This window comes from Aeromonas sp. S18(2024), assembly GCF_041402525.1.
In the GTDB taxonomy this organism is placed as follows: domain Bacteria; phylum Pseudomonadota; class Gammaproteobacteria; order Enterobacterales; family Aeromonadaceae; genus Aeromonas; species Aeromonas enteropelogenes.
The window spans coordinates 346,382-359,917 of the sequence record NZ_JBGLQV010000003.1; the positions used below are offsets into that span (position 1 = coordinate 346,382).

General features: G+C 57.1%; 13 protein-coding genes. 7 read left to right on the forward strand and 6 right to left on the reverse strand.

Annotation, left to right across the window (positions count from 1 at the left end; translation table 11 throughout):
* Positions 1–73 precede the first annotated feature (73 nt).
* Positions 74–2,578, reverse strand: coding sequence for a DNA translocase FtsK 4TM domain-containing protein (locus tag ACB034_RS07755; protein ID WP_371172522.1), 2,505 nt, complete (start codon positions 2,576–2,578; stop codon positions 74–76).
* A 202-nt stretch (positions 2,579–2,780) separates the two neighbouring features.
* Entirely contained in the window at positions 2,781–3,272 is a 492-nt protein-coding gene (lrp, locus tag ACB034_RS07760) for a leucine-responsive transcriptional regulator Lrp (protein WP_005300047.1), read from the reverse strand.
* Positions 3,273–3,421: 149 nt separating this feature from the next.
* Here lrp and ald point away from each other — a divergent pair, with 149 nt between their 5' ends.
* From ald to ACB034_RS07775, 3 genes are all read left to right on the forward strand, one after another.
* A complete protein-coding gene (gene ald / locus ACB034_RS07765; protein WP_026456808.1) occupies positions 3,422–4,537 on the forward strand; it encodes an alanine dehydrogenase in 1,116 nt (371 codons plus the stop codon).
* Between the two features lie 184 nt (positions 4,538–4,721).
* Entirely contained in the window at positions 4,722–5,672 is a 951-nt protein-coding gene (gene trxB / locus ACB034_RS07770) for a thioredoxin-disulfide reductase (protein ID WP_042029217.1), read from the forward strand.
* 63 nt (positions 5,673–5,735) lie between these two features.
* Positions 5,736–6,983, forward strand: coding sequence for a diguanylate cyclase domain-containing protein (locus tag ACB034_RS07775; RefSeq protein ID WP_371172523.1), 1,248 nt, complete (start codon positions 5,736–5,738; stop codon positions 6,981–6,983).
* An 81-nt stretch (positions 6,984–7,064) separates the two neighbouring features.
* Here the strand turns inward: ACB034_RS07775 and ACB034_RS07780 are convergent, their stop codons facing one another.
* Entirely contained in the window at positions 7,065–7,538 is a 474-nt protein-coding gene (locus ACB034_RS07780; protein WP_225632106.1) for a glycine zipper 2TM domain-containing protein, read from the reverse strand.
* 19 nt (positions 7,539–7,557) lie between these two features.
* Between ACB034_RS07780 and aat the strand changes: the two genes are divergently transcribed.
* The 3 genes from aat (at position 7,558) to infA (ending at position 9,265) form a co-directional block, all read left to right on the forward strand.
* A complete protein-coding gene (aat, locus tag ACB034_RS07785; protein WP_124240543.1) occupies positions 7,558–8,265 on the forward strand; it encodes a leucyl/phenylalanyl-tRNA--protein transferase in 708 nt (235 codons plus the stop codon).
* Positions 8,262–8,978, forward strand: coding sequence for an arginyltransferase (locus ACB034_RS07790; RefSeq protein WP_042029221.1), 717 nt, complete (start codon positions 8,262–8,264; stop codon positions 8,976–8,978). Before aat ends, ACB034_RS07790 begins: the two co-directional genes overlap by 4 nt.
* A gap of 68 nt (positions 8,979–9,046) precedes the next feature.
* Positions 9,047–9,265, forward strand: coding sequence for a translation initiation factor IF-1 (gene infA / locus ACB034_RS07795; RefSeq protein ID WP_005300033.1), 219 nt, complete (start codon positions 9,047–9,049; stop codon positions 9,263–9,265).
* Positions 9,266–9,333: 68 nt separating this feature from the next.
* Here infA and clpA read toward each other — a convergent pair whose 3' ends face one another.
* Both clpA and clpS read right to left on the reverse strand, forming a co-directional pair.
* On the reverse strand, positions 9,334–11,589 hold the full coding sequence (clpA, locus tag ACB034_RS07800) for an ATP-dependent Clp protease ATP-binding subunit ClpA (RefSeq protein WP_042029222.1): 2,256 nt from the start codon (positions 11,587–11,589) through the stop codon (positions 9,334–9,336).
* A 59-nt stretch (positions 11,590–11,648) separates the two neighbouring features.
* Positions 11,649–11,966 carry an ATP-dependent Clp protease adapter ClpS gene (gene clpS / locus ACB034_RS07805; protein ID WP_042069619.1) on the reverse strand — a complete coding sequence of 106 codons (318 nt, stop codon included), beginning with the start codon at positions 11,964–11,966 and terminating at the stop codon, positions 11,649–11,651.
* Between the two features lie 228 nt (positions 11,967–12,194).
* On the opposite strand from clpS, the gene cspD reads away from it, so the two are divergent.
* Entirely contained in the window at positions 12,195–12,413 is a 219-nt protein-coding gene (gene cspD / locus ACB034_RS07810) for a cold shock-like protein CspD (RefSeq protein ID WP_010674510.1), read from the forward strand.
* 127 nt (positions 12,414–12,540) lie between these two features.
* Here the strand turns inward: cspD and folD are convergent, their stop codons facing one another.
* Positions 12,541–13,395: a bifunctional methylenetetrahydrofolate dehydrogenase/methenyltetrahydrofolate cyclohydrolase FolD gene (gene folD, locus ACB034_RS07815; RefSeq protein WP_124240541.1), complete on the reverse strand. Its 855-nt coding sequence runs from the start codon at positions 13,393–13,395 to the stop codon at positions 12,541–12,543.
* Positions 13,396–13,536 lie beyond the last annotated feature (141 nt).

Genomic DNA, 13,536 nt, shown 5'->3' on the forward strand with positions numbered 1-13,536 from the left:
CAGGCTTTTCATAAAACGCTCTCGATAAAAGGCCACGCCCGGTGAGGGCATGGCCAGGATAGTAGGATGAGACTCAGTCACGCACCGGTGGTGGCGCCAACACGTCGCGCTGACCATTGCCGCCCGGCGAGCTGACGATGCCCTGGTTCTCCATCTGCTCGATGAGACGGGCCGCCCGGTTGTAACCAATCTTGAACTTGCGCTGCACGCTGGAGGTGGAACCGCGACGCGACTCCACCACGAAGGCCACCGCCTCGTCGAACAGGGGATCGAGCTCTTCGTCGCCACCACCGCCATATTCGCCGCTGCCGCCCTCGCCGCCCGACTCTCCGGAGAGGATCTCGTCGATATAATCCGGCTCGCCGCGCAGTTTCCAGTCCGCCACCACCTTGTGCACCTCGTGGTCATCGACGAAAGCGCCGTGAACCCGGGTCGGGTTGGAGGTACCTGCCGGCATGTAGAGCATGTCGCCCATGCCCAGCAGGGATTCGGCGCCCCCCTGATCCAGGATGGTGCGCGAGTCAATTTTGCTCGATACCTGGAACGAGATGCGGGTCGGAATGTTGGCCTTGATAAGACCGGTGATCACATCCACCGATGGACGCTGGGTCGCGAGGATGAGGTGAATACCGGCCGCCCGCGCCTTCTGGGCAATACGGGCAATGAGCTCTTCCACCTTCTTGCCGACGATCATCATCATGTCGGCAAACTCGTCCACCACCACCACGATATGGGGCAATTTTTCAAGCTCGGGCGGGGTTTCGTCCATGGAGTCACCCGGGCGCCACAGCGGATCCAGCAGGGGATCGCCCGCCTCGATGGCCGCCAGTACCTTGTCATTGTAACCCTTGAGGTTGCGCACCCCGACCGCCGACATCAGCTTGTAGCGACGCTCCATCTCGCCCACGCACCAGCGCAGGGCGTTGGCGGCATCCTTCATGTCGGTGACCACTTCGGTCAACAGATGGGGAATGCCTTCGTAGACCGACAGCTCCAGCATCTTGGGGTCGATCATGATGAAACGCAGATCTTCAGGCGATGACTTGTAGAGCATGGAGATGATCATGGTGTTCACCCCCACCGACTTGCCCGAGCCGGTAGTACCGGCCACCAGCAGGTGCGGCATCTTGGCAAGGTTCACCACCACGGGGGAGCCGGCGATGTCCTGGCCAAGACCCATGGTCAGCGGATTGTGGCTGTCGCGGAAGGCTTCGCAATCGAGGGTCTCGCGCAGGTATACGGTCTGGCGTACCCGGTTGGGCAGTTCGATCCCCACATAGGTCTTGCCCGGGATCACCTCGACCACCCGCACGCTGCTGGCCGACAGAGAGCGGGCCAGATCGCGAGACAGGTTGGTGATCTTGCTCGCCTTCATGCCAGGGGCCAGATCCAGTTCGAAACGGGTGATGACGGGGCCCGGATAGACGCCGACCACCTTGGCCTGGACGTTGTAGTCGGCGAGTTTCGCCTCCACCAGACGGCCCATGCGCTCCAGCTCGTCCTTGCTCATCATCTGGGTTCTGGCCGGGGGACGATCCAGCAGCTCGAGACTCGGCAGCGGCGGCAGGTTGGCCTGCACGCGGCGCTTGGCTTTGCCGGGCGTGGCGGCAACCGGCGCGGCCGGCTCCTCGTCATCCCCTTCCGCCCAGGGCAGGTCGAGATCATCATCGCCATCGGCCATTGCCAGCGCGGGCTGACGACGGGCATTGGCGGCGACGCTACGCTTGGGCTTGGGTGCAAGTTCATCTTCATCATCAAACCGGGGTTCGAACTCGAAGGTGTCGTCATCGAGCTCCGGCAGCCACTCTTCCTGTGACGCCTTCTGGTTTTTCCCCTTGGGACGGCGACCCCAGTTGCTGTGCGGCTCGGCGTCGTCCTCCTCATCAAAGGCGATGTTGCCGACATTCCCTTCCAGCAGGGGATCCGGCCCCTCGTTGCGAGGCTGGCGCCAGCCGCCGGTCAACCAGCGACCCAGGGTCGTCGGGAAGTGATAGATGGCGCCGACCGACCCGGTGCAGGCGGCACCGATCCGCTCCACGATGGTGAGCCAGGACCAGCCGGTAAACAGGGTGATGCCGGTCGCCACGAAACAGAGCAACAGCAGGTTGGCCCCGACGCCGCCAAACAGCGGCACCACAGCGGTGGCGATCACATCCCCCACCAGACCACCGGCGGAGAAATTCTGCATGTCATTGAAATTCATGCTGGCAATGGCCGACATGCCGAGCACGGTGAGGATGAAACCGATGACTCGCACCCCCAGGGTGAGGTAATCCACATCGAGCAGACGACTCGGGCGCCACAACAGGCTCCAGCCCAGCAGCACAACCAGAGGAGGAACCAGGTAGGAAAAGGCCCCGAAGGTGAACATGGTGATATCGGCCAGCCAGGCCCCGGCGCTACCGGCGAGGTTTTTAACCTCCCCTTGCCAGGAGGTTTGGGACCAGCCGGGATCGGCGGGGTGGTAGGACAACAGGGCAAGCAGAAGATAGGCAGCCATCAGGGTGATGGCGATCAAGACGGCTTCGAAGATCCGTTGTGTACCTGATAAAGGAGTAAACAGCTTTTTATCGGCCAAACTCCGGCTCCTTTCTGAAAACATGTAATGCAGGAAATAAGGGGGGCTAGTATCCCCGAAAAGCCCACCGATTGTCAGCCCGTGTCTGCTATGGGCACGCCATCTTTGCACGCCGCGCAACAAGAAGAAACGAGCGGACCGGCCGCTCGTTTCTGACTGTCATGGTGTCTCATATGGACAAGATACCACGGCATAACCTGCTTTATCGGGTGCTGATCACCAGACGACTGCTCTGTTTGACCTCTTCCATCACCACGTAGGTGCGGGTGTCGTTGACACCGGGCAAGCGCAGCAGGGTCTCCCCCAGCAGCCGGCGGTAGGCCGACATGTCGCTCACCCGGGTCTTGAGCAGATAATCGAAATCACCGGATACCAGGTGACACTCCTGGATCTCTTCGAGCACCTGAACGGCCTTGTTGAACTGTTCGAATACATCGGGCGCCCCGCGGTTAAGGGTGATCTCGACGAAGACCAGCAAAGAGGCATCCAGGTAGTGAGGGTTCAGAATGGCGGCATATCCTTCGATATAACCCTGTCGCTCGAGGCGACGAACCCGTTCCAGACACGGTGTGGGACTCAGGCCAACTCGTTTGGACAACTCAACGTTCGAAATCCTGCCATCCTTTTGCAGTTCATTCAGAATGTTGCGGTCAATCCTGTCCAAATCCTTTAGCCGACTCTTAGCTTCCATCATTTTATTCCATCCTTTGGCTATTTTTTGGTAAGAATCACCAGTCATTTTATAATTATGGTCACAAATCCTGTCAATACCTGAATATACTAGGCGCAAATGTTATTAACATTTAAGCAACATAAAACACCAATCGATAGACGAGGGATAGCATGATTATCGGTGTACCGAAAGAGATAAAAAACCATGAATATCGCGTAGGCATGGTTCCGGCCAGTGTACGTGAACTGACAGCACGAAACCACACTGTTTTCGTCCAAAGCGGTGCCGGAAACGGCATTGGCTTCAGCGATGCAGATTATATGGCTGCCGGCGCCGATATTTTGGCCACTGCCGCCGAGGTTTTCGCCAAGGCCGAGATGATCGTCAAGGTCAAGGAGCCCCAGCCAATCGAGTGCGCCATGTTGCGCCCGGGTCAGACCCTCTTTACCTACCTGCATCTGGCGCCGGATCTGCCACAGACCGAAGCCTTGCTGAAAAGTGGTGCCATCTGCATCGCTTACGAGACGGTCACCGATGGTCGTGGTGGCTTGCCCCTGCTGGCCCCCATGTCGGAAGTCGCGGGTCGCATGTCCATTCAGGCGGGTGCCCAGGCACTGGAGAAATCCCGCGGTGGTAGCGGCGTGCTGCTCGGTGGCGTGCCCGGCGTAGAACCGGCCAAGGTGGTGATCATCGGGGGTGGCGTGGTGGGTTCCAATGCAGCCCGCATGGCCATCGGCCTGCGCGCGGATGTCACCATTCTTGACAACAACATTGATGCCCTGCGCCGACTCGACAACGAGTTCCAGGGATCAGCCAAGGTGGTCTACTCCAACAGCGAAACCCTGGAACGTCACCTGCTGGCCGCCGATCTGGTCATTGGCGGCGTGTTGGTGCCGGGTGCTACTGCGCCAAAACTTGTCAACCGTGACCACATTGCGCGCATGAAGCCTGGCTCGGCCATCGTCGACGTGGCCATCGATCAGGGCGGCTGCGTGGAGACCTCCCACCCCACCACTCACGAAGATCCCACCTTTATCGTCGATGACGTGGTGCACTACTGCGTGGCCAACATGCCGGGCGCCGTGGCGCGAACCTCGACCGTGGCCCTCAACAATGCCACCCTGCCCTTCATCATCAAGCTGGCGCAACAAGGATATCGCCAAGCGCTGCTGGCAGACTCCAATCTGCTGCATGGTCTCAACGTGATGGAAGGCAAGCTGACCTGCAAGGAGGTCGCCATGGCCCATGGCCTTGTCTACACGGATCCCCTGACCCTGCTGAACTGATCTGCTCGATTTGCCCAAGAGACGATGAGTGAGAATCCGCCCGCGATGGGCGGTTTTTTTTATTTCCCAAACCCGCCCCGCCACTAACACGTACACGATTAAAACAATCGACTCACTGGCCTTTGACCCCTTATCACGAATTACCTACAATCGCGCAAACTCATTACGTCTCGGAAATTACATCATGAGCCAAGTCACTCACAGCAAACTGCTGATCCTGGGCTCCGGCCCGGCCGGTTACACCGCTGCCGTCTATGCCGCCCGCGCTAATCTCAATCCCCTGCTCATCACCGGCATGCAGCAAGGCGGTCAGCTGACCACCACCACAGAAGTGGAGAACTGGCCTGGTGATCCCGAAGGCCTCACTGGCCCTGCCCTGATGGAGCGCATGAAAGAGCATGCGGAGAAGTTTGATACCCGCATCCTGTTTGATCACATCAACGAGGTGGAGCTGACCCAGCGCCCGTTCCGTCTCAAGGGTGACAACGGCGAGTACACCTGCGATGCCCTGATCATCGCCACCGGTGCCTCCGCCAAGTATCTGGGCCTGCCCTCCGAAGAGGCGTTCAAGGGGCGCGGCGTCTCTGCTTGCGCCACCTGTGACGGTTTCTTCTATCGCAATCAGGAAGTGGCGGTGATCGGGGGTGGCAACACTGCCGTGGAAGAGGCGCTCTATCTGGCCAACATCGCCAAGAAGGTGCACCTCATTCACCGCCGCGACGAGTTCCGTGCCGAGAAGATCCTGATCAAGCGCCTGCATGACAAGGTAGCCAGCGGTAATATCGTACTGCACACCCACCAGACCCTGGACGAAGTGCTGGGCGATCAGATGGGGGTCACCGGCGTGCGCCTGCGCAACACCCAGGACGACACCACTTCCGAACTGGCACTGATGGGCGTCTTCATCGCCATCGGTCACCAGCCCAACACCCAGATCTTCGACGGCCAGCTGGAGATGCAAAACGGCTATCTCAAGGTTCGTGGCGGCCTAGACGGCTTTGCCACCCAGACCAGCATCGAAGGGGTCTTTGCCGCCGGTGACGTGGCCGACCATAACTACCGTCAGGCCATCACCTCCGCCGGTACCGGCTGTATGGCAGCCCTCGATGCAGAACGCTATCTCGACGCACAATAAACGCGCTCCAGATGTGATATAAGGCATACCCTCGGGTATGCCTTTTTCATATGTAGGAGTCTAATGAAGCAGAAGATATTGATAGTCGAAGACAGCCTGACCATACGTCGCATGCTGACTCAAGCCATTGCCCAGCAAACCGGTCTTGAGATTGATGCCTTCGACACCCTGGAAGGCGCCCGTCATTGCCGGGGAGAAGAGTATGTGGTGGCGTTGGTGGACTTGACGCTGCCGGATGCCCCAAGCGGAGAAGCCGTCAGCGCACTGCTGGCCCGTGGCCTGCCGGTGGTGATCCTCACCGCCGACATCAGCGAGGACAAACGCAGCGCCTGGCTGGAAACCGGGGTGCTGGATTATGTGATGAAGGATTCGCGCCACTCGCTGCAATATGCGGTCAGCCTGGTGCATCGCCTCTATCTCAACCAGGCCATCGAGGTACTGGTCGTCGATGATTCGCGCACCTCCCGCCATCGCACCATGACTCAGCTGCGCAAACAGTTACTGCAGGTTCATGAGGCGAGCCACGCCCGTGAAGCGCTGACCATGCTGGAGCAACACCCAGGCATTCGCTTGGCGCTGGTTGACTACTATATGCCGGATATCGACGGGATCAGCCTGGTACGTATGCTGCGCGAGCGCTACAGCAAGCAGCAACTGGCCATCATAGGGATCTCGGTCTCCGACAAGCGGGGGCTGTCAGCCCGCTACCTCAAGCAGGGCGCCAACGATTTCCTCAACCAGCCGTTCGAGCCTGAAGAGCTGCAGTGCCGGGTCAGCCACAATCTGGAGGCGCTTGAGCAGTTCAACAGCATTCAGGAGTCAGCCAATCGCGACTACCTGACCGGCCTGTACAACCGGCGTTACTGGTTCAATGAAGGGCAGAAATGGTTCGAAGAGCATCAGCGCCAACAAACCCAGCTCGCGCTCTGTGTACTCGATGTGGATCACTTCAAACAGGTCAATGATCACTGGGGCCATGCCATCGGCGATCAACTGCTCTGTCACCTCACCCGCTTGATGACCCAGTTCTTCCCCGATGCCATGATTGCCCGTTTCGGGGGGGAAGAGTTTGCTCTGATGGTCCCGCACTGCACCGTGAGCGTCCTTAACAAACGGCTGGAAGGGCTGCGTCAGCAATTACGCCAACAACCCCTTTCCAAGGAGCATCCCCTGTTCGTTCGCGCCAGTTACGGCGTGATCAATGTCGGGCGGGGTTCCATGGACGAGGCACTGAGCGAAGCGGATCGCCTGCTGTACCAGGCGAAAAATACCGGTCGCGATAAAATCGTGTCTCAGGACCCAGCTGCCTGACCGGCAAGCAGTGAGTCCCGTGTGTTACCGCCCGACAGATTTTCACCCCGAAAATCTGTCGGTTGTTTTTCAGCCCCTCTCTCAAAACGTCTTGTCGACCCGCACACCGTCATCGAAATAGAGAATGCGGACCTTGTCCCCCTTCATGAACACCATGGCGGGATCATAATCCTGGATCACGTTGACCAGCCCATTCTGTTCATTGCGAATGAGCAGCTCCACCAGCTTGTTTTCCACCACGCTGCCATCGGACGACTGATACTGCTGCGCCATGGCGGCCCCCGCCAGCGCCCCCATTGCAGTCGCAATTTCCCGGCCATGGCCGCCGCCAAACTGGTTGCCAAGCAGCCCACCCAGCACGGCGCCCCCCAGAGTTTTCCAGCCGGAGTGCGCGGATTCCAGGATCTGACGCTGGGTAATGTTGCGCACCGTATCCACTTCGCCAAATACCACCTGATTCACGGGCCTGGCGGTATTGCGCTCATACACAGCAGCCCAGGCTGGCGCAGTGACAAACCAGATCAAGCTGGATACTATCAGGATAATGCCCTTCATCTGTGAACCTCGTTGCCTAATGTCTCGCTATCTTACCCAACTGGATGATGAGCTCTGCTGGTTTCCCGACCCAAAGCATGCCCTGGAAGAGCCCAACGGCCTGCTGGCGATTGGGGGCGATCTCTCCCCGACGCGCTTGCTGGCAGCTTACCACAAGGGGATCTTCCCCTGGAATGAGCCCCACCAGCCGACGCTCTGGTGGTCACCTGATCCCCGGGGGGTGATCCGGCCAGAGCAACTGCACATAGGACGCACCCTGCAAAAAGTGCTGCGCCGCACGTCATTCGATATTTCCGTCAATCGCGCCTTTAATGAGGTAATCACCGCCTGCGCCGCACCGCGGCGCACTGCCGATGAGACCTGGATCAGCAGGCCCATGATCGAGGCTTATCAGCAACTCCATCGCCTGGGTCATGCCCACTCCATCGAGATCTGGCAAGAAGGACGGTTGCAGGCGGGATTGTACGGGCTCTCGATTGGCCGACTGTTCTGTGGCGAGTCCATGTTCAGCCACATCGACAATGGCGCCAAACTGGCCATGGTGGCCCTCTGTCGTCACTTTGCTCGTCATGGGGGTGAACTTGTCGATTGCCAGATGCAGAACCCGTTTCTCGCCACCCTGGGTATTGAAGAGTGGCCAAGAGCCCGCTTTCTGAAAGCACTGGCAGTACTGGGGCAACAAACATTGGCGGCGACATGCTGGCACAAGGGGGAGATCAGCCTATGACGGAAGAAGTGATCCTCAAAGTAGGGCTCACCCCGAAACACCCTTGCAGTTATCTGGACAAGGAACAGGAACAGTTGCTGGTGCTGATGGACCACTCCCTGCTCAATGCCAGCGGCTATGAACGCCTGCTGACCGCAGGATTTCGCCGCAGTGGCAACGACATCTATCGCCCCCACTGCCCCGCTTGCCATGCCTGCCAATCTCTTCGCATTCACAGCGAGCTGTTTCGCCCCAGCCGCGGGCAAAAGCGGATCCGCCAGCTCAACAGGGATATCGACATCGTGTTGAGCTACGATGACAAACCCGAATATTACCTGCTCTACGAGCGCTACATCCGGGAGCGCCACCGCGATGGCAGTATGTATCCCCCCAATCGCAACCAGTATCGCGGTTTTCTCCACTGCGACTGGATGCCCCCTCTTTTTCTGGAAATGCGCAAGGAAGGGCGGCTCATCGGGGTAGCCACTACGGATCTGCTGCCTCACTCCCTGAGCGCCATGTATACCTTTTTCGACCCCGATTACGCCGACCGCTCTCTGGGCACCTTTGCCATCCTGAGCCAGCTCGATCTCGCCAGACGCACGGGGCGTAACTGGCTCTATCTCGGCTATCTGGTAGAAGCGTGTCGCAAGATGAATTACAAGCGCAATTATCTGCCCCATGAGGTGCTAATCCAGGGAGAATGGAAAAATATCGACAGCAAGCCCGAGTAAACTTTACACATAGCCTTAAATCCGGCATGATCCAGCGGTTTTTTGTTGTGGCTTATCAAGAGGATTCAATGGCTAAAGAAGACAGTATTGAGATGCAGGGCACTATTCTCGAAACCCTGCCCAATACCATGTTCCGTGTGGAACTGGAGAATGGTCACGTGGTTATCGCTCATATTTCCGGCAAGATGCGCAAAAACTACATTCGTATCCTGACTGGAGACAAAGTAACGGTAGCACTGACTCCCTACGATCTCTCCAAGGGACGTATTGTTTTCCGCTCTCGCTAAGCCAGGAATTCAGCAAAAAACCCCAACCTTTCGGTTGGGGTTTTTTGTCGTTCTCTAATCACAGATGCTTAGTGGGAAACAGCTTCAACATCGACCTGAAAGTCAAAGCTGAGGCTGTCATCAACCAGCTCAACCTTCACAACCCCACCATCGACCAATGAGCCAAACAGGATCTCGTTGGCCAGGGGTTTCTTGAGGTGTTCCTGGATCACCCTCCCCATCGGTCTGGCCCCCATGGCTCTGTCATATCCCTTCTCGGCCAACCAGTGACGAGCACGTTCTGACACCTCGAGAGAGACTCCTTTCGCATCCAGCTGAACCTGCAACTCGACAATAAACTTGTCGACGACCTGGTGGATCACCGTCATATCCAGATGGTTGAACCAAATGATGTGGTCGAGACGGTTGCGAAACTCCGGGCTGAATGTCTTGTTGATCACCGCCATGGCATCGTGGCTCAGATCCTGCTGCTGGAAACCGATGGACTTGCGTTGGGTTTCCTGCACCCCGGCATTGGTGGTCATCACCAGGATCACATTGCGAAAATCAGCCTTGCGCCCGTTGTTATCGGTCAGGGTCCCGTTGTCCATCACCTGCAGCAACAGGTTGAAGACATCCGGGTGTGCCTTCTCAATCTCGTCGAGCAACACCACTGAGTGAGGGTGCTTGATCACCGCATCGGTCAACAGGCCACCTTGCTCAAACCCGACATAGCCGGGAGGGGCACCGATCAGACGGGAGACTGTGTGGCGCTCCATGTATTCGGACATGTCAAAGCGCAGCATTTCCACCCCGAGGGCCTTGCCCAGTTGCTGGGTCACCTCTGTCTTGCCCACCCCGGTCGGACCGGCAAAGAGGAAACAACCCACTGGGCGACGCTCGTTACCCAATCCCGAACGGGACAAACGGATCGCATCCGTCAGCACCTCGATGGCTTTGTCCTGGCCGAAGACCACCATCTTGAGATTACGCTCCAGATTTTTCAGCACCTCCTTGTCGGAGGAGGAGACTGATTTTTCCGGGATACGGGCAATCTTGGCCACGATGGCTTCTATTTCCTGCACATTGATCACTTTCTTGCGCTTGCTCGCCGGCAACAACCGCTGCCCGGCCCCCGCCTCGTCGATCACATCGATGGCTTTATCCGGCAAATGACGATCGTTGATGTATTTGGCCGACAGCTCAACCGCAGCACGGATCGCTTTGACGGTATAACGCACCCCGTGGTGTGCCTCGTAACGACTCTTGAGCCCCATCAGGATACGTGTGGTATCGTCAACGCTCGGCTCGACGATATCGATCTTCTGGAAGCGGCGTGCCAGAGCACGGTCTTTCTCGAAGATCTGGGCATATTCCTGATAGGTGGTTGAACCAACACAGCGCAGCAAACCGTTGGAGAGCAGCGGTTTGATGAGGTTGGCCGCATCCAGCTGGCCACCGGAGGCTGCACCGGCACCTATGATTGTGTGGATCTCGTCGATGAACAGGATGGCCCCTTCCTGGCGTTCAATCTGCTTGAGTAGCACTTTGAGGCGTTTCTCGAAATCGCCGCGGTATTTGGTTCCCGCCAGCAAAGAGCCCATATCAAGCGAGTAAATGGTGCTACCGGCAATCACCTCGGGCACATCCCCCTTGACGATCCGGTAGGCCAGCCCCTCGGCGATGGCGGTCTTGCCGACACCGGCCTCCCCCACCAGCAGAGGATTGTTCTTGCGACGACGACACAACACCTGGATGGTGCGATTCAACTCCTGATCACGACCGATCAGAGGGTCAATGCGCCCCTCCAGCACCAGCTGGTTCAAATTAGTCGCAAAGCTCTCGATCTGGGCGGCAGAGACGTCGTCATCAGACTCCGGATTGCTATTGCTGCCCAAATCCGGCTTGCTCTCCTTACGTACGCCATGGGAGAGGAAGTTGACCACGTCGAGGCGACTGATCTCGGCTTTTTTCAGGAAGTAAGCCGCTTGCGACTCCTGCTCGCTGAAAATGGCGACCAGGACATTGGCACCACTGACTTCGGTGTTGCCCGAAGATTGCACATGGAATACCGCACGCTGAAGCACTCGCTGGAATCCCAGCGTCGGCTGGGTTTCACGATCTTCATCGTCACGGGGAATAAGAGGGGTTGTTTGATTGATGAATGCGCGGATCTCTTTGCGCATCTGCTCGACATCGGCACCACAAGAACTCAGCGCCTCATGGGCTGAGCTGTTATCCAACAGGGCTAACAACAGGTGCTCGACGGTCATGAATTCGTGGCGCTCGTCACGGGCCAGTTTAAACGCCTCGTTCAGCGTCTTTTCCAGATCTTTATTCAACATAGGCACCTCCCCTAGTACAGCTACAATGTGGTGTCACACTCGCCATCAAGTCATCAGATTCAAGCCTTTTCCATAGTACATAGCAGTGGATGTTCGTGGTTACGTGAATAGGTGTTGACCTGGACTACTTTGGTTTCAGCGATCTCTGCGGTAAACGTGCCACAGATCCCCTTACCACTATAATGCACGCTCAGCATGACCTGAGTCGCCTTGTCCAAATCCATACCAAAGAACTTTTGCAGCACCTCCACCACGAATTCCATCGGTGTGTAGTCATCATTGTTCAACACGACCTTGTACATGGGGGGCGACTGCAGCTTTGTCTTCTCTGCTTCTGCAATCTCTTCATTAGCAAAGAGTTCTTTCTGCTTGCTCATAATCGCGCTTTGGTACCTCTAGATTACTACCGTCTAACACAAGCTTGTCAATAGACTTGTTAACCAGATCACATCAGCTGTTAACAACTTCTTGACTCGCTCAAAAGTTGGACTAGATTGGTTACTTGCTAATCTGTGCCCGTCTGCTACGGGCTTATGTCCTAGTTATAATGGGCTGGCGCAGGTTACTCAACGACTTCTGGGTAATCAATAAAAGGATGTAGAAGTATGGCAACCGGCACAGTTAAGTGGTTCAACAACGCAAAAGGATTTGGGTTTATCTGTCCGGAAGGAGGTGGTGAAGATATCTTCGCGCACTACTCCACGATTCAAATGGAGGGCTACAAGACCCTGAAAGCGGGTCAGGCCGTCAATTTTGAACTGCAACAGGGGCCGAAAGGAAATCATGCCTCTGTTATTGTGCCAAACGAAGCACAAAATATTTAAAACCATGCGTTGGATAAATAAAAAACCGGTTTCTCCCAGAGAAACCGGTTTTTTATTATCTATACCTGCGACTTCTGTGCTCCACGACTGCCTAGTGCTCTGATCACGGACACCTCATCGGCTGCCTTCAGTCGTGATAGTCGTTACAGGCGATCAGGGTGTTCTCCATCAGGCTGGCGACTGTCATCGGTCCGACACCACCTGGCACAGGCGTGATAAAAGAGGCATGACTGCGCGCCGTTTCAAACTCAACGTCCCCTACCAGAGAGCCATCCGCCAGACGATTGATGCCCACATCGATCACCAGCGCCCCCGGCTTGACCCACTCCCCCGGAATGAAATTGGGCTTGCCGACCGCTACCACCAGCAAATCAGCGCGGCGCACCTGCTCTTCCAGATCGCGGGTAAAACGGTGACAAGTGGTGGTCGTGCACCCCGCCAGCAGCAGCTCCAGGGTCATGGGGCGTCCCACTATGTTGGATGCTCCGACCACCACCGCATGCAGACCATGAGTCTTAACTCCTGTGGTTTCAATCAGCGTCATGATCCCCTTCGGCGTGCAGGGGCGCAGTGCCGGAATACGCTGTGCCAGACGTCCGACATTATAGGGGTGAAAACCATCGACATCCTTGTCGGGGCGGATCCGCTCCAGTACCAGGGTCGTATCGAAGTGGGCCGGCAGTGGCAACTGAACCAGAATGCCATCGACATGAGTATCGTCATTCAGTTGGTCGATCAGCGCCAGCAACTCTTCCTGAGTGGCCGTCGCACTCAAGTCATAAGAGCGGGAGAGAAACCCGACTTCTTCACATGCCCGGCGCTTGCTGCCGACATAGACCTGAGAGGCAGGATCCGCCCCCACCAGAATGACGGCCAGCCCCGGCGCCCGTTTCCCTGCTGCCAACCGCTGTTGGACCTGCGCCGCGACCTGGCTGCGAATCGTTTGCGCAACCTGTTTTCCATCTATGATTTTGGCAGACATCGTACTCCACTCACCATGTGTTCAACTGCCGCGCATTGTCGCATTTTTTTAGCCGGGATGTTAGCGGCACAGATAGGTCGCATGACCAGAGGGCAATAAGTAGGCACTTGAATTTACTGGGGGAAAAAGTCGTTGACGCTG

Coding starts and splice junctions, on each gene's coding strand:
- clpS (WP_042069619.1), bottom strand. CDS start 11,966: ATGAGCAAGCAGAAAGAACTCTTTGCTAATGAAGAGATTGCAGAAGCA.
- trxB (WP_042029217.1), top strand. CDS start 4,722: ATGAGCCAAGTCACTCACAGCAAACTGCTGATCCTGGGCTCCGGCCCG.
- ald (WP_026456808.1), top strand. CDS start 3,422: ATGATTATCGGTGTACCGAAAGAGATAAAAAACCATGAATATCGCGTA.
- ACB034_RS07780 (WP_225632106.1), bottom strand. CDS start 7,538: ATGAAGGGCATTATCCTGATAGTATCCAGCTTGATCTGGTTTGTCACT.
- cspD (WP_010674510.1), top strand. CDS start 12,195: ATGGCAACCGGCACAGTTAAGTGGTTCAACAACGCAAAAGGATTTGGG.
- clpA (WP_042029222.1), bottom strand. CDS start 11,589: ATGTTGAATAAAGATCTGGAAAAGACGCTGAACGAGGCGTTTAAACTG.
- aat (WP_124240543.1), top strand. CDS start 7,558: ATGTCTCGCTATCTTACCCAACTGGATGATGAGCTCTGCTGGTTTCCC.
- ACB034_RS07790 (WP_042029221.1), top strand. CDS start 8,262: ATGACGGAAGAAGTGATCCTCAAAGTAGGGCTCACCCCGAAACACCCT.
- infA (WP_005300033.1), top strand. CDS start 9,047: ATGGCTAAAGAAGACAGTATTGAGATGCAGGGCACTATTCTCGAAACC.
- lrp (WP_005300047.1), bottom strand. CDS start 3,272: ATGATGGAAGCTAAGAGTCGGCTAAAGGATTTGGACAGGATTGACCGC.
- folD (WP_124240541.1), bottom strand. CDS start 13,395: ATGTCTGCCAAAATCATAGATGGAAAACAGGTTGCGCAAACGATTCGC.
- ACB034_RS07775 (WP_371172523.1), top strand. CDS start 5,736: ATGAAGCAGAAGATATTGATAGTCGAAGACAGCCTGACCATACGTCGC.